Genomic DNA, 18,976 nt, shown 5'->3' with positions numbered 1-18,976 from the left:
GGATGAAAAGGAATCAAGCGCCGCAGGATTCGCGCACGATCAGTTCCGTGGGCAACAGTTCCGACCGGACACCCTGGCCATCGAGAATACGCAACAGCTTGCTAACCAGTAACCGGCCTGCTTTTCCCACATCCTGACTGATAGTGGTTAGGGCCGGGCTGGAATAGGCGGCCATGCGCACATCATCATAGCCCACAACCGACACATCTTCGGGCACATGCATGCCGCTTTTCATCAGGCCGCGCACGGCACCAATGGCGATCAGATCACTGGCGGCCACGACGCCGTCAAACTCCGTGCCGCTTTCCAACAGGGATTCCACCGCTTCCATGGCGGACTCCAAAGAGAAATGCGCAGGCCGCACAAGATCAGGATCAAAAGCAATGCCCGCATCTTCCAAAGCCTGCTTATAACCATCAAAGCGCAAACGCAGCTCCGGCGGCTCCACATCGCCGATAAAGGCAATGCGCCGCCGCCCCAGCCTGATCAAATGGCTGGTAGCCCGGTGGCCACCTTTCAGATTGTCACTGCCAACGGTGCAATATTTCTGATTGGGCAATCGCGCCCCCCACACCACAAACGGCACGCCCCGATCCGCCAAGCTGTTGAGATCCTCATGCACTGTGCTTTGGCCCAGAAAAATCAACCCGTCCGACCGGCCAGAGCTTAGCAGCGATAACATGCCGTCCAAATCGCTTGGCATCACATGGGAGATCAACAGATCGCAATCGCGCTCGATCATCTGATCCGCCAGCCCGCCCAAAAGATCGAGCAAAAACGGATCGGAAATGCGCTGATCCCGGCCCTGTGGCGGCGGGATGACTGCGGAAATCGTCCGCGAGGTGGGGCGCACAGGATCCAGCTTGTCGCGCAGGCGGCCTGCATAATTATGGGTTTGCGCAATCTGGCGGATACGCGCCTTTGTGCGTTCGCTCACCAGATCGGAATCGTTCAGCGCCCGCGACACTGTGGAAATGGATACGCCCGCCAATTCAGCCAGATCTTCCAGCCGATAAAGCGAACGATCCCCGAATGTGGCTCTTTCAACGAAAGTTTTTTTGTCCATAAAGAAGTGTCAATCAGCATATGCAATGCCTGCCAGCCTCATCTCCCAGCAGTATTCAAGGCCAGATTATCAACTCTTGCCGCGTTTGCAAATCAACAAGTTAAGCCCTGATTTTTTGCAAAACCCGCAACTGGAATTTCCCCCCTTGCCCGTTCAGGCCGCAGCCATTTCAGCGGAATACCGATCAACACTGCGGCGAAACACATATAAACACCCCAGAATGACCGCCATAGGGAAGATCGACAGATAAAAAGCCGTCTGACCATCAAAGGCTTCAAAGACCCGTCCTGTAATCAGCGATCCCGTGGTGCCGCCCAAAGCCGAAAAGATAACAATCAAACCCGTCATGGAGGAATGTTTTGCCGTGGGCAATGTGCTTAAAATCACCGAATTGATGGCCGGATAAATAGGGGCCATGAACAGGCCGATCATCGGAAAAATAAAGGCGGCAATGGGCGCTTCAAGCCAATTGCTCACCGTTTGGCCTTCCAGCCCTTCGGTCAATGGCAATGTCAAGATCACCAGGGCTGCCATGGCCAGCACACAAATATTAAGCACCGGATACCAATTGATTTTGCGCAAAACGGCCCCGGCGCTCAATCGCCCCACGGCCAAAGACGCGGCAAAAATGCTGGTGGCCTGCACACTCATATCCGAGGGCAAATTGAGCACCTTGTTGTTGAAATTGGGAAGCCATGTGCCGATGCCTTGCTCGATCAAGACATAAAGAAAGGCCGAAAGCACAAACACCAGAACCATGGGCAGGGCCACAAGGCGCAGCATCTTGCGAAAATCATCGGCAATGCCCGCACTTTCCGCCCGGCTGCCACGTTCATCCATCGGGGTTGAAGCCAAAAGCACAATATTGAGCGCACACAGACCCGCCAGCACCCAATACACATCCAACCAGCCCGACCCGCTATCCGATCCATCACCGATAAAGAACCCGAATACCCAATAACCGCCCAGAACCCCGACCATGAACATGCCTTCAAGAACATTCATGAAGCCTGCATGTTCATACCTGTCTTTTGCGATCAGTCCGATGGAGGAATAAACCGACACCTTCACCAGGGCAAAAGCGATGCCCACACACATGAACATCATCTTGGTGGCAAAAAAGCTATTGGCGATGGGCATGGCAAGACAGGCCAACATCACCAGAGACAACCCGACGATCATGGATTTGCGATAGCCAAAGCGCGGCAAGAAAGACGCCACCAGAAACGACACCACCGCAATGGAAATATCCTTGAACCCTTCCAGCACCGCCGCCGAGCTTTCGGACACCCCGAAACTGTTGATGGATTGCAAGATCACCGTTCCAACGGAATTCAACAAAATCGCAAAGGTAATATATGTTGCGATCAAAGACAGCTTGATGCGAATGGCCGGCACGGTATCGATCTCCCCTTGATAGGCATGGCTTCTATAATCTCTGCTCCTGCGTCAGGGCGCAATAACCGCCAGATGCAAAAACGTGGACCGAGCCTTTATTCAACCATAGTGACATAGAATTTTATTGCTATTTATGCAGTCTATTGCATAATGAAATCCATTTCATTAAGTCCATTACTCAGAGATAAGTCAAGAAAACTGTTTCCGTACGAGAATGAGACCACTCATCACCGGATAAGCCTGCTGTGAAATTGGGGAGACTTAGATTGGATATATCAGAGCGCGGTTTTGATCCATTGCATGATCTTCCCTATGATCTGGAAGACTGGGCGCTGGTGGAAAACGGCATTGATCTTGCCCTTCGCGACCGTAGCGAATCCTTGTTTTCCCTTGGGAATGGCTTTATCGGCGTCCGTGGCGGCTTTGAGGAAAGCCTTGATGACGAAGGTCTGGGAGCGGCATCCGTTTATCTGAACGGCGTTTATGAAACCATGCCGATCCATTATCACGAAATGGCCCACGGTTTTGCCCAAAGCAGCGACACCCGCCCCCCTGCCGCCAATGCCACCGGATTTTCCGTTTATGCCGATGGCGTTGCTTTGTCTTTGGCCTCGGCATCTGTTTTGTCTTCCATGCGCAAGCTGGATTTCAAACGCGGCATTCTAGAACGCCATATTCGTTGGAAGCTGGTATCCGGTGCCGTGATCTCCCTGTGTTATGAACGGCTTGTCAGCATGAAGCGGGCTTCTATCTTCGCTCAAAAGCTGTCTGTCACTATGGAGCAAGGCTCCGCTGACATCGCGATCCACACCCATATTGAAGCGGTTCACAAGGCCGGTGCGAGCCAATCCGTGGACGCAGCACCAGCCTCTGACGCCCCCCATGATCCGCGCCTCGGCCCGGCATTCGCACAAACACCGTGGCAGCTTGAAAAGGTTTTAAAAAATGGCACGGCATTCGGTTATGCCCACCGCCTGAAGAAAAGCGGCATACCGGTGGCTGTTGCGGTGGACCATCATGTGCTCAAAGGCGATTTCAGCCTGTCGGAAGTGAGCGAAACCGACACCGGCCTTACCCGACGGTTTCAGGCGAAAGCCGGCCCAGACGCCCCCTTGAGCCTTGTGAAATTCGTCAGTTATCACAGCGATACCACCGCCCATAGCCAGAACAGCCCCGATGACGCCGCCTTATATGATCTGGCGCAGGCACGCGACGCCGGCTTCGACCGGTTATGCGCGGAACAAAGCTGATCTTGCCCAATTTTGGGAAGGGGCGGATCTCGAAATTGAAGGGGCTCCCGTCGATAGCGCCGCGGTGCGCTTCAATATCTTTCAGGTGCTGCAGGCCGCAGGGCGCGGCGGGAAAACCTCGATCTGCGCCAAAGGCCAGACCGGCGAAGGCTATGAAGGCCATTATTTCTGGGATGCGGAAATTTTCGGCCTGCCTCTTTTGGGCCACAGCCGCCCCGAACGTGCCCGCGACATGCTGGTTTACCGCCATCGCAGTCTGGAAGACTCGCGCCGCCATGCCCGCGAAATGGGCCACGAACGGGGGGCGCTGATTGCATGGCGCACCATTTCCGGTCGGGAATGTTCCGCCTATTTTCCCGCCGGATCGGCGCAATATCACATCAATGCCGATGTGGCTTTTGCCATCGAACACTATATGGCGCTGACCGGCGACTCTGCTTTTTTACACGATCACGGAGCGGAGATACTGTTTGAAACCGCCCGCATCTGGCCGCAAATCGGCTTTTTCAATCCACGCAAAGACGGGGCTTTTTGCATCCATTGTGTCACCGGGCCCGATGAATATACGGCCTTGGTGAACAATAATTTCTACACCAATGCCATGGCCCGCCAGCATCTGGATTATGCCTATCAGGTGGCCCATGCGCTTATGGCCGATGCCCCCGATGTTTTTGCGCGGATCGCTAATGCCATCGGTCTTCATGAAGACGAAATCACCGAATGGCGGCGGGCAGCAGACGCCATGTATCTCCCCTATGACGAGGCATTGGGCATTCATCCGCAAGATGACAGCTTTCTGGATAAAAAACGCTGGGATATTTCAGGCACACCCAAGGATAAATTCCCCCTTCTTTTGCATTATCATCCCCTGACCATTTACCGTCATCAAGTCTGCAAACAGGCCGATACAGTGCTGGCCATGGTGCTGTTAGGCGATCAATTCGCACCTGCGGACAAAGCCCGCGACCTTCGCTATTATGAAGATGTAACGGTGCATGACAGCACCTTGTCTGCCTGTGTGTTTGGCATGCTTGCCAGCCAGGTGGGGCGTTTGGAACAAGCCCATGAATATTTCCGCCATGCGGCTTTTGTGGATCTGGGCGATCTTCATAAAAACACCGGACACGGGCTGCATATGGCTTCGCTTGGCGGAAGCTGGATGTGCCTTGTCAACGGCTTTGCAGGCCTGCGCTTTGTTGAAGGCCGCCCTGTCTTTTCCCCTGTTCTGCCCGATCAATGGCAAGGCCTGTCTTTTCGGATCAGGGTGCGCGGGCGGATCATTCTGGTCCGGATTGGAAAGAACCGGTGCCGCTATCGTCTGATCAGCGGCGCCCCCCTGACCATTCAACATCATGACCAGCCATTGGAGCTGAAGCCCGACGAGACAATAGAGGCTGCCACCCTCGGAAAGGAGCCCGCATGAGCCAGACTTACAAAGCGGTTCTGTTCGATCTGGATGGCGTGCTGGCCGATAGTGCGCGGGAACATTATGCAGCATGGAAGCGCCTGGCCGATGAATTGGGGCTGGCCTTTGACGAACAGAAAAACGAACGGCTGAAAGGCGTAAGCCGGATGGCCTCTCTCGATATTTTGCTGGAAGATGCCCCCCGCCCCTATTCCGATGCGGAAAAACACGCGCTTGCAACACGAAAAAACGGCTATTACCAAGCGATCATCCAAAAGGTTACCCCCGATGCGCTGCTGCCCGGCGCCCGTCAGGCATTGGAAGCCTGCAAGGCTTTGGGGCTGAAAACGGCCTTGGCATCAGCCAGCCGCAACGCGCCCCTTCTGATCGATCGGCTGGGCATTGGCCCCTTGATGGATTTCATTGCCGATGCGGGGGCTGCAAAACAGTCCAAACCCGCGCCCGATATTTTCCTGATGGCTGCAAAGGGCGTTGCTGAGCCACCAGAGCGCTGTTTGGCGCTGGATGATGCGGCAGCTGGTGTTCTCTCCGCAAAAGCTGCAGGCTGTTATGTGGTCGGCGTGGGAGATGCGGATATTTTGGCCGCGGCCAATGCGATTATCCCCGATATCGCCGCCTTCGATCCCAAATCTTATCTGGACTAGAATAGGCCCTTGGGTTTCAGCTTGAAGCGCGCACAATCAGGCGCGTTTCCAGCATGGTGGATTGCGGGCTACGCCCCTCAATGGCCAGCATCAGCTTTTCCACCAGCAAAGCCCCGGCCACATGCACATCCTGCCGCACGCTGGTCAGGGGGGGATGAAAATGCTCCGACGCCGGGATATCATTATATCCCACCACCGATACATCCTCTGGCACAGAAAGCCCCGCGGCCCGAAAGGCGCTGATCACCGCCATAGCCGCCGTATCGCTGGCAGCAAAAATCGCATCCGGAACCGGCCCCGGTCCTTCCACCATTTCCGTTGCGGCACGATGGCTGGCGCTATAGGAAAAATCATCCAAAGACATGTCGCTCACCATCAGAGTTGCGGCACGGCTCCCCAATTCCTCGGACAATGCTTTGATAAATCCTTGGCGGCGCAGATTGATCTCTGCATGATGCGTATCACCAATAAACAAAAAGCGCGACCGCCCCTGGTCCAAAAGGTGCTTGGCCGCCAAAAATCCGCCTTGAAAATTGTCACTGCCAACGGCGCAATAGGGAAGTGCCTTTTCCACCGCCCCCCACACAACGAACGGCACAGCGCGTTCTGCCAACGCAACCAGATCGTCGCGCCGCCCGCCTTCGCCCAGAAAAATAATCCCGTCCGCCCCACGCGACGTGGTGATCGACCCCAAAGATTCCACCGAGCTATGGGCAGGAGAGCAGAGCAACAAATCCTGATCGCGCTGCCCAAGCGCCTCCGACACCCCGGCTAGAAGATTGAAAATGAACGGGTCGGAAATACGGTTCTCCCGATGCGAACTGAAATCAAGCACAACGGCAATAGTATTGGTCCGGCTTTCACGCAATTTCTGAGCATTGCGGTTGATCACATAACCGTGCTTCGTGGCCACATCCAAAACATGGCGGCGCGTTTCCTCGGTAACCAAGGGGCTATTGCGCAAGGCGCGCGAGACAGTTGGCTTCGACACATTGGCCAGCCGCGCAATGTCTTCCATGGTTTTGGCACGCTTAATTGCCATTCATCCTCACCTTTTCGGCCAGATCAGGCATTTGTCTTAGACAGGTTTTTCCCACAAGCCAAGCCGTGCTTATGACAACCTTTATATGGCCACCCATACGCCCTCTCCCCTTGTCGATATAAACCAATGAATGACACCCATATGCAACACAATAGAAAATTATTTTTCCAAGATGAAATGCATTTCAAAAAATTATTGAAATTGATTTCATAACGCCCTATCCATGAAAGTTGATAAATGTACTCGGGATCCTATGATCTCGTGAAATATTGATGCTGTTATAAAATTCAGCACTAAGGCGCTGCCTAGTCGTTGCAACAAAAATTTCCGTAACGATCGAACGTGGCTTTGATAAACCTATGGGGAGAAGACAATGAAACCCAAGTCCAACGATCTCACAGCTACACGCATGGCTGTTCGCGGCCTCTTTCTATCTTCTGCTGCAGGTGCGGCCCTGCTTATCGGCGCATCCGGTGCTTTGGCACAAGATGCCGTCGACCAACAAACTGACCGGGAAAAAGACAATTCCCTCGGCCTTGAAGAAATCGTGGTCACAGGCCGTCCCGGTGGTGCCGGACTGAAAAAACTTGATGCCAGCTACGCCATCACCACCATGAGCAACACCGCGATCGATAAATTCTCCCCCAAAAGCACCGCCGATTTGTTGAAAGCCATTCCCGGTGTCTGGGCAGAAAGCTCCGGTGGTGAAGCCGGCGCTAATATTTTCGTGCGCGGTTTCCCCGGCGCGGGTGATGCGGAATTTGTCACATTGCAAATCGACGGCATGCCCATCTTTCCACCGCCGACCCTGTCTTTCCTTGAAAATTCCGGTCTGTTTCGTATCGATGAAACGGTGGAGCGTATGGAAGCCCTGCGCGGCGGCCCCAGCCCCGTCTTCTCTAACGGCCAGCCGGGTGTGACTGTCAACTTCATCCAGAAAGAGGGCGGGCCGGAAACCGAAGGGATCGTGAAACTATCGGGCACCAGCTTTGGCGAAAAGCGCATAGATCTGCATATGAGCGGACCGATCACCGACGATCTGTTTTATAGCGTCGGCGGCTTTTACCGCACGTCCAATGGCATCCGCGATGCTGAATTCAACAGCGAACGGGGTGGCCAATTCAGCGCCAATATCACCAAGCTGTTCGATAACGGTAAAATCAACCTTTATACTCGCTTCCTTGATGATCGCGCCGCATGGCTGTTGCCCATCCCGCTTTTGTCCGATGAAAACGGCAATATCGAAGAATTCCCCGGCTTTGATCGCGGCACCGGCAATCTGATCGGCAATGCCAACCGTCTGGGCGTTATTGAAACCGGCATCAATGGCGAAACCCGCCGGCTTGATCTGGCCGATGGGCGTGGCGCTGAAACCTTCATGATCGGCGGCAGTTCGGAATTTGAATTCGACGGTGGCTGGACCATCCGTGAGAAATTCAACTACATGTCCGGCGATGCGGATACCATTGGCCTCGTCCCCGCGGATACGCCGCGCACCCTTGGCGAATTTCTGGCCGGGATTGATCCCGATGCACAAGTGGGCAGCGCCACGTTCGTCGATTCTGGCGATGCGGTTGGTCTTGACCAGCAGGTTCTGACCGCGGGCATGTGGTCCGTTGAAAAAGACCTTCAGTCCTTCACCAATGATTTCTCAGTGGCCAAAGACCTGTTTGAAGGCAATACCTTCACCGTTGGTGTTTATTTCTCGGACTATTCCTCCAATGATGTGTGGTTCCTGGGCAATAACCAGCTATTGGCTGCCGAAGAAAATGCCCGACGCATCAATGTCAGCTTCGCCGATGGCCGTCAGGTCACCCGCGATGGCTTCGTGGGGGCCCCTTCTTCGATGTGAATGCCGCTTATAATGGCCGTAATATCGCTGCCTATTTCGCCGATGAATGGCAGATCACCCCGGATTTGCGGATCGATGCCGGCTTCCGCATCGAAAACCAGAATGTGGATGCCACCCTTGAAAATGTGGACTTCGACGTTGATCTGGATGGCGACCCCAACACATTGTTCAACAACAATGCGGCCATCCTCAATGGATCGTTCAGAACCATTGATTTCGATGAAACGGAAACATCCTGGACAGTGGGCGCGAACTATAATCTGACGCAGGATATGTCGGTGTTCGCACGCATCAATAATGGTCAGAAATTCCCGCAGTTCGACAATCTGCGCGATGGGGTGGATAACATCCAGAAAATCGACCAATATGAATTGGGCTTCAAAGCGTCCACCGATATGGTCAGCGTCTTTGCCACCTTGTTCTACAATGATTTCACGGGGCTGCCCGATCAGCGCTTCATCGACGGCGAGAATGTGATCATCATCAGCGGCTCCAATGCCATTGGTGTGGAAGGCGAATTTGTCGTTCGTCCGTTTGACGGCCTGTCGCTGGCCCTGACCGGCACATGGCAGGATGCGGATTTCGACGGCAATAGCAGCAATGCAGGCAACCGCGTACAACGCCAGCCGAAACTGCAACTGCGCTTTACTCCCACCTATGATATCGAACTGCCTTGGGGATATGCGACCCTTTACGGCACCTTCACACATGTGGGCGACCGTTTCTCCGATCCTGAAAACCAGCAGGTTCTCGACTCTTATCAAAAGCTGGATGCCGGCATCATGATGGATGTGGACAACTGGACCTTCCAGGTTACAGCTGACAATCTGACCGACAGCCACGGCCTGACCGAAGGCAATCCCCGCGTATTGGGTGCGCAAACGGGAACGGCCATCTTTGCCCGTCCGATTTTGGGGCGGTCCTTCCGCTTCAGCCTCAGCTACAATTTCTAAGGCTGACGCGCACATTTCTGAAAGGTCCGGAGATCCCCTCTCCGGGCCTTTTTCTATGGAAAAGGTGCCTGCTAAGGGGACATTCCGGCAACGCTGGAACACAATCCCCATCCTCACGGGATTGACCTTTCACCGAACGGTCCCCATTTTAACCCATCTCTTTCTCGATCTTGGGCCTCTTGGTCTGTGACAAGATCTTTGTTTGCGCCCTTTGCTTTTGTGCCACCGGCTTTGGATTGTTTTATGCGATCATCCCAACCTCGCGTGTTTTTCGGGACCCTCGTGACCCTGATCGCTTTTGCCGCCAACTCCGTTTTGTGCCGCATGGCCCTGCAACAAGAAGCCTTGTCCCCCGCCACCTTCACCGGCCTTCGTTTGCTATCTGGCGCTGTGATGCTGGCCCTGTTGATGGGGATGCGGCCACAAGGCTGGAGCCAGATGCGCACACATCTCTCAGTATCGTCTGCGTGCGCTCTTTTGGTTTATGCCGCGGCCTTTTCCTATGCCTATATCGTGCTCGACACTGGCACCGGAGCATTGATCGCCTTTGCTGCGGTGCAATTGAGCATGATCGGTGGCGCCGTGATGGCCGGTGCGCGATTGTCCAAACAGGAATGGTTGGGGGCCGTGATCGCCATGGGTGGCCTCACATGGTTTTTGCTCCCCGGTGCCACCGCGCCCAACCCTTTTGGAGCCGTGCTGATGGGCATAAGCGGGCTGGCTTGGGGCGTCTATTCCTTGAAAGGCGGAAAAAGCCGTAATCCTTTGGCAGCCACAGCGGGCAATTTTATCGTCGCAACCGTGATCGCCCTGCCAGTGTTATTTTTATTGGGAGATATGGGAGATATTTCTACCAATGGTGCCGGGCTTGCCATTGCCTCCGGTGCAATCACATCCGGACTGGGCTATGCCATCTGGTATGCGGTGCTCCCATTGATGCGCCCCCATATCGCCGCTATTTCCCAATTGTCAGTGCCTTTGATTGCCACATTGGGCGGTGTGCTGTTCGTAGGAGAAACCATAAGCCTGCGTTTTGCCATCGCCAGCCTGATTGTGTTGGGCGGGCTAATGCTGGTGGTGATAAACCGCAAACAAGAAAAGCGCGCCTGAAAAGGCGGCCCGATGCCCTGTCTTTAATCCGACTTGATGAAAATCAGGGAGAAGTTATTGGCGGGCATGGGGACTTTTTCATGCAGATGCAGGCCGTGTTTTGCAGCACATTCTGCCACGGCACCCATATCGCGCACGCCCCATGCCTGATCCTGATCGGTGAGCCAACGCTCGAAGGCTTCATTGCTGGGGGCCGTATGGGCACCATTGATTTTATAAGGCCCATAAAGATAAAGCACACCGCCTTCGGGCAAGAGCCGCCCTGCTCCGGCCATCAGTCCCTCTGTCACGGTCCAAGGGCTGATATGGATCAGGTTGATGGCAGTAATGGCCGTGATGGTTGGGCTGCTCTTCAACAAGCCATCAGCATGCGGGGTCGCTGGCATCCAGCCGGATCGGATCGCGCAAGGTTTCGCACGGCATCTCTTTTGTCCATGCCGAAATCGACGCGATATTATCCGCCATCAAATCGCTGGGCTGCCAAATACGCGGCGCCAAGCGCGGAGCAAAATACACCGCATGCTGACCGGTGCCGGAGGCCAGTTCAAGCACTTGGCCATGGGCAGGCAGATGGTCTTTCAACACATCCAGAATAGCATCGCGGTTGCGCTCTGTCGCCGGTGCATAGCGCTTTTCCGTCATGACAATCTCTTTCCGCCAGACATCCAGCTTATCGCAGAGTGTAAATCACCGCATAGCCCACCAACAACACCAGCACCCAAAGGACAGAGGTGCCAATGGCCCAACTGGACCCCAAGCGCCTTTCATGCCCCACAAGCCCGGAAATCGTTGCCTGCCCCTTGCCCAAAAAGCCCTGAACAGCCGCGCTTGCCCCCTGATAGCCAGACGAAATAACGCGTGTCAGAGCGCTGGCCACCGCCTTACCGCCTTTGCGATAGAACCAGTCGGTATCCAAACACACCGTTCGCGTGCGCCGCATAAGAGGCAAAAGCAAGAAGAACGCAAGGCCCGAGAACAGCAAAAGCTGAAGATAGAACACCAGCTTATAGCCTTTATAAGCGTGGAAATCCGTTGGATAGGGCAACATGGCATAAAGCGGCTCTGGATAGACCCCAAGAAGAATACAAAGGCCAGATAGCAACGCCATCGCCAGCCCCATATTCCAAGGCGCATCCTTGGGCCGCATACCGCTGTCTTTTTGGAAAAACACAAACCACGGGAACTTGATCCCGGCATGCAAAAACACCCCGGCAGAGGCTGCGGCCAGAATGAACCACACCACCGGCAGATGCTCCAAAGCCGCCGCTTCCGAGATCATGGTCTTGGTGGTAAAGCCCGAAGTAAGTGGAACGCCGGAGATGGCCAGCGCACCAATAATCCCACAAAAGGCCGTAATCGGCATGGTGCGGAACAGGCCACCCAGATCAGTACAGCGGCTTTTGCCGGTACGGTGCAACACCACGCCCGCGCTCATCAGCAACAGCGCCTTATAAATGATATGCGCAAAGGCATGGGCGGCGGCGCCATTGATGGCCATTTCGGTGCCGATCCCAATGCCAGTGACCATGAATCCCACCTGATTGACGATGGAATAGGCCAAAATCCGCCGGGCATCATTTTCCAAAAGCGCATACATGATGCCGTAGACCGCCATATAAAGACCGACGAACACCAGAACCTTTTCACCGGGAAACAGCAAAATCAGCGCCAGCACAGCGGTTTTCGTGGTGTAGGCAGACAGGAAGACCATGCCTGTGGGGCTGCTTTCCGGATAGGCATCGGGCAACCAAGACGACAATGGCGGTGCAGCGGCATTGATCAGAATACCGATCAGGATCATCCAGCTTGCAAAATCCGTGGCCTTCATCGCCGCCACATCCACAGAGCCGGTCTGCACATAAAGCGCCGCAATCCCGACCATCAGGATCACACCGCCCAGAAAATGCACAAGGGCATAGCGAAAAGCAGCAGCACGCGCTGCAGCGCTGCCGCCGGACAAAATCACGATAGTCGAGAAAATCGCCATCCATTCCCAGAACAGGAAGAAGCTGATCAGATCACCGGAGAATGCCACCCCGATGGACCCGCCCGCATACGCAAAAGCTGCGGCCAGTTCAACGCCCCGTGCCGTACGGAAAGAATAAAGCCCGCCCGCAAAGGCCATGATGGAAAACACCGTGGCAAACAATCGGCGTACCAAACTGCCTTCGATCAATTCGATATTATAGCCCAGGAAATGGGCGCTTAAAGAGACACCATCGGGCACCTGGAAGATCGCCCACAAGGTGAGCAGCGGTGCCGCCAGAACAATAGCGGTGCGCACAGTCCCGCGGGTCAGCGCAATCAAAAGCGCTGCAACAATCATAATCAGGCCAGGAGGCACCATTTCAATCGTCATAATGGCCCTCCGGGCGTTTAAGGATATAGCCAAGCAGCTTCGCGACCACCACCATCAGCGCACAGGATGAAAACCCGAATACCGCCGCAAAGCCCAGCCAGCCATCGATACCGAACGACGCGTGTGGCTCGACAAAAAGCTGCGCCACCACGGTCGCTGCCAACATCGCAATGAACAGGATCCACAAAATACGAATGGTGGAAGGACGCACCAACCAATGATTGTCCGGTGCGGGTCCCGATTGCTTCTCGGTCATGGCAGCGTCTCCACTAACTGCATCTCAAGGTCAACCACCGGCCCGTTGAACACAAAAAAGGCGATGGTCAAAAGAGCCGTTGTTCCAAGGGCCAGGCGGATCGGCCAGTTGGCCTCTCCATGCTCACGGGGGGGAGCAACATTTTCGGCCAGGAAGAACGCCCGATACAGGATTGGCAGGAAATAGGCCGCATTCAGCACTGTCGATAGAATGATCGTGCCGATGGCCAGATAATTCTCTGTCTGCAAGGCCCCGCCCAGCATGTACCATTTGGATACGAATCCGGCCATGGGCGGCACGCCGATCATCGACAGCGCCCCGATAGCAAAAGCCCCCATCGTCAGCGGCATCCGCAGTCCAATGCCATTCATCTGGGTGATGTCGGTCTTTTTCGACGCGGTGTAAATGCTTCCTGCGGCGAAAAACAGCGTGATTTTACCAAATCCGTGGGCGGCGATATGAAGGGCGGCCCCCACCTGCGACAGCGGTGCCAAAATGGCCGTTGCCAACACGATATAGGACAACTGGCTGATGGTAGAATAGGCCAGCAGGCGCTTCAGATTGGTTTGGCGCAAGGCGATAAGGCTCGCCATAATCACCGTAAAGGCGGCCACCGGAACCAGCCAGCCCGAAGACGGCGTGGCGAAGAGAAAATCCACCCCGAACACATAGATGATGATCTTCACAATGGTGAACACACCGGCTTTCACCACCGCCACCGCATGGAGCAAAGCAGACACCGGAGTTGGCGCAACCATGGCGGCAGGCAACCAGCGATGCAGCGGCATCACCGCCGCCTTGGCAGCCCCATAGACATAAAGGCCCAGCATCAGCCCGACAGCAGGGCCGGCCAAATGCCCTTCCAAAATACCGCCGGGCACGAAATCCAATGTCCCTGTCAGCACATAAGTCCAGATAATCGCAGGCAAGAACAAGCCGATGGACGCACCAATCAGGATACCGAAATACACCCGGCCCGCACGCATGGACCCTTCGTCGCCCTTATGGGTCACAAGGGGATATGTGGAGACGGTCAGGACTTCATAAAAAATGAACAGGGTCAGCAGATTGGCCGAAAATGCCACGCCCATGGCGGCAAACAGGGCCACCGCAAACAGCATGAAAAAGCGGGTCTGATGGGCTTCATTATTACCGCGCATATAGCCCATGGAATAGATCGTGCTTACCACCCACAAGAGCGATGCAAGGGCAGCAAACAACAAGCCCAAAGGCTCGGCTTTGAAGGCAAAAGGAACATTGGGCAGAATTTCGAACAGCGCCAGTTCCGGGCGCTCCCCTGCCAAGGCACCGGGAAGCAAGCTCCAGACAGCAAAGGTCAAAGCAAGGGCCGCAAGCACGCTGCCCGTTTCGCGCAGATTTGGCCAGCGCGATGCCATCCCCACCAAAACAGCACCCAATAAGGGGATAAGAAGGATCATACCCAAAAGCATGCCATGGCTATCAAAACCGGTCATTTCGCATGCTCCAGCAAGATATTCGCAGCATTCGTGGCCAGATCCACCGGTATGCTCGGATCAAGCCCGAAATACACATTGGCCAGAACCACAGCCCATAATGGCACCAGCATCATCAGCGGCGCTTCTTGATGCTTTGACGCACCGGCTTGCGGGCTTTGGAAATAAGCCACTTCAACAACCCGCCAGATATAGACCACGGCCATCAGGGAACTGATCAAAATGGCCGCGACCAAGACAACACCCAATGTGCCCAGATCCAAAGCCGCCTGAACCAGATACCACTTTGAAATAAAGCCCGTCGTTAGCGGCATACCGATCAAGCTCAGCCCCAACAGAACAAAGGCTCCCATGGTCCACGGCATGGCACGGCCAGCGCCTTTCAGATCATCAAGGGTGCCCCCGCCCAATCGCAAGACAAGCGCCCCCACGGCCAAAAACAGACCACCCTTGATCATGGCGTGGTTGAACATATGGATAACACCCGCCGACACGCCGCCAAGACTGATCATGCTGGCCCCGAGAAGGATATAGCCGATCTGGCCCACAGACGAATAACCGAGCATCCGCTTCACATCGCGCTCATACATAGCGACGGCAGATCCAATCAGCATGCCCAGCAAGGCCAGAGACATTAAAACCGTAGAGAACTGCACATCATGATGGGCGAACGCACCGCCGAAAATCATGAAATCGAAGCGCAACATCACATAGACCGCCGCCTTGGTCGAGCAAGCGGAGAGGAAAACGGCCACAGCCGAAGGCGCCCTGGCATAAGCATTGGGCATCCACACATGCAGTGGGAACACCGCTGCTTTCACAGCAAGGCCAATGGTTACAAAGGCTGCCGACAACAAAATGGGCCGCAGATGCGGGACATCGCTCAAACGGGCATGCAGATCAGCGATATTGAGCGTCCCGGTCATCATATAAACAAGACCAACGCCGATCAGATAAAAAGACGCACCAATGGTCCCCATCACCAGATATTTGAAGGTGGCAGGCAATGCACGGCGGTCTGGCCCGTTGGCGATCAACACATAACCGGCAAGAGACGATATTTCCATGAACACGAAAATATTGAAGGCGTCACCGGCAATGGCGATCCCGCTATAAGCCGCCAGTGCCAAAAGCCAGGCGGCAAAGAACAATGGCTGGTGATCGCTTGGAATTTGTGCGTCGATAGATGCCTTGCCACTGATCAGCGCCAATGTCGAAGCGCCTGAAATCACCAGCAGCATCACCACCGAGAAGGAATCAACACGCACCTCGATCCCGTAAGGTGCGGGCCATCCGCCCACCTCATAGGAAATCATCCCCTGCGCCGAGACAATAACCGTCAGGGCCACAGCCGTTGCAAACACCAAGGCACTTACAAGGCTTGCCATAATCCAGGCAAGGGAACGATTGGGCATCAAAGCTGCGATGGGTGCCGACAATAGCGGAACGATTACCGGCAAAACAGGATACTGAGCAGCCAGCATCATTGATCTCGATCCATTGAGATGACCTTGTCTTCTTCGATGGTGCCATAGGCTTCGCGGATTCGCACAACCAGCGCCAAACCCAGCGCCGTGGTGGAAATACCCACCACAATAGCGGTCAAAATCAACACCTGCGGCACCGGATTGGAATAGATGATATCTTTTGCGGCCCCATGGGGAATGATCGGTGCCGTTCCACCGTCCACTTTATCCATGGAAATATAAAGGAGGAAAATAGCGGCCTGAAAGATATTCAGCCCGATCAATTTCTTGGTGAAGTTCGGCTTGGTGATGACGGCATAAAGGCCGATCAACAGCAAAATGGCGAATACCCAGTAATTATATAAACCCAGAATTTCCATCAGCGGTGCTCATGTCCGGCAAAAGCGTGATAAATGGTCAGCATCACAGACGCCACAGCAAGCCCAACGCCGAATTCAATCAGCATGATGCCAAGATGCTGGCCGTGCACGGGATCGTGCGACAGTACGGAATAATCAAGAAGATTGCCGCCAAGCAGCAAGGTTGCGCCGCCCACAGCGGCATAGATAAATGCCCCGAGCAGGCCATGCCAAACAACAAACGCGGTGGCATCTGGCGACGTGCGCGGTCGCCCCCGCTCAGCAAGGCATAAAGGATCAGCGCCGCGGCAATGATGGTGCCCGCCTGAAAGCCGCCGCCGGGACCAAAGTCGCCATGGAACTGCACATACAACCCGAAAAGAATGATAAACGGGATCAGTAACTTGCCGACAAGATGAAGAATTTTCTGGTGGCTCAGCCCGTCATTGACCGCGTTTTCTTCACTATTGCCACGCGGAAAGCCCAATAGGGACAAAACCCCAATGGCAGCTGTCAGCACCACGAACACTTCGCCCAAAGTATCATAGCCGCGGAAGCTGGCCAGCACCGCCGTTACCACATTGGGCACATGGATCAATTCGGGCGTTTTTTCCAAATACCACGGCGCCACATGCTGATGCACCGGCGCACTGGCATCACCAAGAATGGGAAATTCCATGGTGCCCAGCAAGATCACCACCGCCGTTGAAGCGACAGCCAAAAGCGCAAGGCCGAATTTGCGGCTAGCGCTATGTTCGTGTTCGGAACTGAGCGCGATTGCCCCAAGGAAAAACACCGTAGCGACACCAGCTCCCACCGCCGCTTCCGTCAGCGCCACATCCGCGGCATCCAAAACGAAGAAATTGGCGGCCATCAGAAAGCTGAAAATGCCGGTCAGCATGGCTGCTGCGAACAAATTGCGCGCCTCGACAACAGCCAAGGCAACAACAACCATCATGGTGAGAAGAAAAAGACTAAAAACGATGGTCATGGGGTCAGTCGCTCTCTATATCCACATCCAGCCCATCATCCTTGGCGGTGATGGCCGAATGCGCCAGTGCATAGCCGGCGGTGGGGCTGGTAAAGAGGAGGAACAATAAGATTGCCGCCAGCTTCACGCCTGCAAGTGTCAGTCCGGCCTGAAGCATACATCCGACAATGACCAGAATGGCTCCACCGGAATCCGCCAGACTTGCCGCATGAATTCGGGTAAAAAGATCGGGAAAGCGCACAAGCCCGATGCCACCGATCAGCACCACGAGCGCCCCGCCGATCAAACAGATCCAGCTGATAATATCGATTGCCTGTTCCATCATTGCGCCCCCTCCTTCACAGCATCGCTGGCTTGATCTTCTTTTGACCGGTTTCGCGCCCGCCGTTCAACAAATTGCAGCACGGCAATCACGCTGACAAAATTGATCAAGGCATAAGCAAGAGCCAGATCCAGAAAATCAGGCCGTCCGGAAAGGAAGGACAAAACAGCCAAAAACAGCACTGTCTTCGTGCCGAACATATTAGCCGCCAAAATCCGGTCATAGACCGACGGCCCTAAAACGGCACGCAGGATCGCTAAACACATGGTAACGAGAATGGCGAGGCTGGCCCCCAAAAACATGTACTCAATCCTCTCCCTTAAAGCCTGCGGTGCGACGGTTCATGTCCTGAATCCCGTCCACAGCGCCCGGCTTATCAAGGCAATGAACAAAAATGGTCTCATCTCCCAAATCGCAGGTCACCGTACCGGGGGTCAGCGTAATGGAATTGGCGAAAATCACCCGCCCCATATCCGTGTGGCTCATATTTTCCAAACGGACAAAACCGGGATTGAGAGACAGTTTCGGCGACAAAATAACCTTGATCACCGCAATGTTGGATTTCACAATCTCGACCAACAACCACAGCCAATAGGTGACAATCGACAGGCCAAGCTGCAAAGGAACCGTGTTTTTGTTCACAATGCCCAGATGCCGCGCAAGAAGGATCGTAAAGACACAAGAGGCAAGCCCCAAGGACAACAAAAGCGGTTCAAAGATTCCTGACCATAAAAGCCAGGTTCCACAAAGCGCGATGAAAAGCATCAGACTACGTAGCATGCCCAAAAACCGCCATTTTTGTCTACAGGATCAGCACAAACCATCATGGCTGTGCCGTAACAGATGCGCCCGGGCAGCGTCCCACCCCGAAGCATTGTGTCGAGATATGGCTACACATCCACAGCGCAATTGTAAACCGCCCGATGCGCGCAGCCTTCAGCCCGGCTAGAATTTTGATATTTTCCGCCAAAGCCACGTAATTAGAAAAGGGGTATTTTATGCCCTTT

17 protein-coding genes and 2 pseudogenes are annotated in these 18,976 nt (G+C 54.6%); 6 read left to right on the top strand and 13 right to left on the bottom strand.

The genetic code is table 11. From position 1 onward, the window contains the following. Positions 1–13: 13 nt before the first annotated feature. The gene (locus JCM17844_RS00095; RefSeq protein ID WP_149999122.1) at positions 14–1,066 is read right to left on the bottom strand and encodes a LacI family DNA-binding transcriptional regulator; all 1,053 of its coding nucleotides are present in this window, start codon (positions 1,064–1,066) and stop codon (positions 14–16) included. A gap of 153 nt (positions 1,067–1,219) precedes the next feature. Then, positions 1,220–2,464, bottom strand: coding sequence for an MFS transporter (locus JCM17844_RS00090; RefSeq protein ID WP_149999121.1), 1,245 nt, complete (start codon positions 2,462–2,464; stop codon positions 1,220–1,222). 266 nt (positions 2,465–2,730) lie between these two features. On the opposite strand from JCM17844_RS00090, the gene JCM17844_RS00085 reads away from it, so the two are divergent. Genes JCM17844_RS00085 through pgmB form a run of 3 tightly spaced genes read left to right on the top strand, consistent with a single transcriptional unit; the run spans position 2,731 to position 5,784 of the window. Further along, on the top strand, positions 2,731–3,714 hold the full coding sequence (locus tag JCM17844_RS00085) for a glycoside hydrolase family 65 protein (protein ID WP_210431012.1): 984 nt from the start codon (positions 2,731–2,733) through the stop codon (positions 3,712–3,714). Continuing rightward, complete coding sequence (locus JCM17844_RS00080; protein ID WP_210431011.1) at positions 3,641–5,137, top strand: glycoside hydrolase family 65 protein; 1,497 nt, start codon at positions 3,641–3,643, stop codon at positions 5,135–5,137. The genes JCM17844_RS00085 and JCM17844_RS00080 overlap by 74 nt, the downstream gene beginning before the upstream one ends. Next, on the top strand, positions 5,134–5,784 hold the full coding sequence (pgmB, locus tag JCM17844_RS00075) for a beta-phosphoglucomutase (protein ID WP_149999119.1): 651 nt from the start codon (positions 5,134–5,136) through the stop codon (positions 5,782–5,784). The genes JCM17844_RS00080 and pgmB overlap by 4 nt, the downstream gene beginning before the upstream one ends. A 16-nt stretch (positions 5,785–5,800) precedes the next feature. Here pgmB and JCM17844_RS00070 read toward each other — a convergent pair whose 3' ends face one another. After that, a complete protein-coding gene (locus JCM17844_RS00070; RefSeq protein WP_210431010.1) occupies positions 5,801–6,826 on the bottom strand; it encodes a LacI family DNA-binding transcriptional regulator in 1,026 nt (341 codons plus the stop codon). A 373-nt stretch (positions 6,827–7,199) separates the two neighbouring features. On the opposite strand from JCM17844_RS00070, the gene JCM17844_RS00065 reads away from it, so the two are divergent. The 3 genes from JCM17844_RS00065 (at position 7,200) to JCM17844_RS00055 (ending at position 10,741) form a co-directional block, all read left to right on the top strand. Further along, entirely contained in the window at positions 7,200–8,678 is a 1,479-nt protein-coding gene (locus JCM17844_RS00065) for a TonB-dependent receptor plug domain-containing protein (RefSeq protein WP_149999118.1), read from the top strand. Beyond that, the gene (locus tag JCM17844_RS00060; protein ID WP_210431009.1) at positions 8,675–9,631 is read left to right on the top strand and encodes a TonB-dependent receptor domain-containing protein; all 957 of its coding nucleotides are present in this window, start codon (positions 8,675–8,677) and stop codon (positions 9,629–9,631) included. The genes JCM17844_RS00065 and JCM17844_RS00060 overlap by 4 nt, the downstream gene beginning before the upstream one ends. A gap of 243 nt (positions 9,632–9,874) precedes the next feature. Next, complete coding sequence (locus tag JCM17844_RS00055; protein WP_149999116.1) at positions 9,875–10,741, top strand: DMT family transporter; 867 nt, start codon at positions 9,875–9,877, stop codon at positions 10,739–10,741. 23 nt (positions 10,742–10,764) lie between these two features. Here JCM17844_RS00055 and JCM17844_RS16945 read toward each other — a convergent pair. The 10 genes and pseudogenes from JCM17844_RS16945 to JCM17844_RS00005 form a co-directional block, all read right to left on the bottom strand. Next, positions 10,765–11,383, bottom strand: a pseudogene (locus tag JCM17844_RS16945) (DUF938 domain-containing protein). 28 nt (positions 11,384–11,411) lie between these two features. Next, positions 11,412–13,100 carry a Na(+)/H(+) antiporter subunit D gene (locus JCM17844_RS00045; RefSeq protein WP_149999115.1) on the bottom strand — a complete coding sequence of 563 codons (1,689 nt, stop codon included), beginning with the start codon at positions 13,098–13,100 and terminating at the stop codon, positions 11,412–11,414. Beyond that, positions 13,090–13,356 (bottom strand): hypothetical protein, encoded by a 267-nt coding sequence (locus JCM17844_RS00040; protein WP_149999114.1) that lies wholly within the window; start codon positions 13,354–13,356, stop codon positions 13,090–13,092. Before JCM17844_RS00040 ends, JCM17844_RS00045 begins: the two co-directional genes overlap by 11 nt. Beyond that, positions 13,353–14,831, bottom strand: coding sequence for a proton-conducting transporter transmembrane domain-containing protein (locus JCM17844_RS00035; protein ID WP_210431006.1), 1,479 nt, complete (start codon positions 14,829–14,831; stop codon positions 13,353–13,355). Before JCM17844_RS00035 ends, JCM17844_RS00040 begins: the two co-directional genes overlap by 4 nt. After that, the gene (locus tag JCM17844_RS00030; RefSeq protein WP_149999113.1) at positions 14,828–16,318 is read right to left on the bottom strand and encodes a monovalent cation/H+ antiporter subunit D family protein; all 1,491 of its coding nucleotides are present in this window, start codon (positions 16,316–16,318) and stop codon (positions 14,828–14,830) included. The genes JCM17844_RS00035 and JCM17844_RS00030 overlap by 4 nt, the downstream gene beginning before the upstream one ends. Beyond that, a complete protein-coding gene (locus JCM17844_RS00025) occupies positions 16,315–16,677 on the bottom strand; it encodes a cation:proton antiporter subunit C (RefSeq protein WP_149999112.1) in 363 nt (120 codons plus the stop codon). The genes JCM17844_RS00030 and JCM17844_RS00025 overlap by 4 nt, the downstream gene beginning before the upstream one ends. After that, positions 16,677–17,611 (bottom strand): annotated as a pseudogene (locus JCM17844_RS00020) (Na(+)/H(+) antiporter subunit B). Before JCM17844_RS00020 ends, JCM17844_RS00025 begins: the two are co-directional and overlap by 1 nt. A 40-nt stretch (positions 17,612–17,651) precedes the next feature. Then, the gene (gene mnhG, locus JCM17844_RS00015) at positions 17,652–17,972 is read right to left on the bottom strand and encodes a monovalent cation/H(+) antiporter subunit G (RefSeq protein WP_149999111.1); all 321 of its coding nucleotides are present in this window, start codon (positions 17,970–17,972) and stop codon (positions 17,652–17,654) included. Beyond that, on the bottom strand, positions 17,969–18,271 hold the full coding sequence (locus JCM17844_RS00010) for an MrpF/PhaF family protein (protein WP_210431004.1): 303 nt from the start codon (positions 18,269–18,271) through the stop codon (positions 17,969–17,971). Before JCM17844_RS00010 ends, mnhG begins: the two co-directional genes overlap by 4 nt. Positions 18,272–18,275: 4 nt before the next feature. Then, complete coding sequence (locus tag JCM17844_RS00005) at positions 18,276–18,749, bottom strand: Na+/H+ antiporter subunit E (RefSeq protein WP_149999110.1); 474 nt, start codon at positions 18,747–18,749, stop codon at positions 18,276–18,278. Positions 18,750–18,976 lie beyond the last annotated feature (227 nt).

It is taken from the genome of Iodidimonas gelatinilytica, from assembly GCF_008579125.1.
Taxonomy (GTDB): domain Bacteria; phylum Pseudomonadota; class Alphaproteobacteria; order Sphingomonadales; family Rhodothalassiaceae; genus Iodidimonas; species Iodidimonas muriae.
The sequence above is the reverse complement of the archived record's forward strand: the minus strand, read 5'-3'. Positions and strand labels throughout refer to the sequence as shown.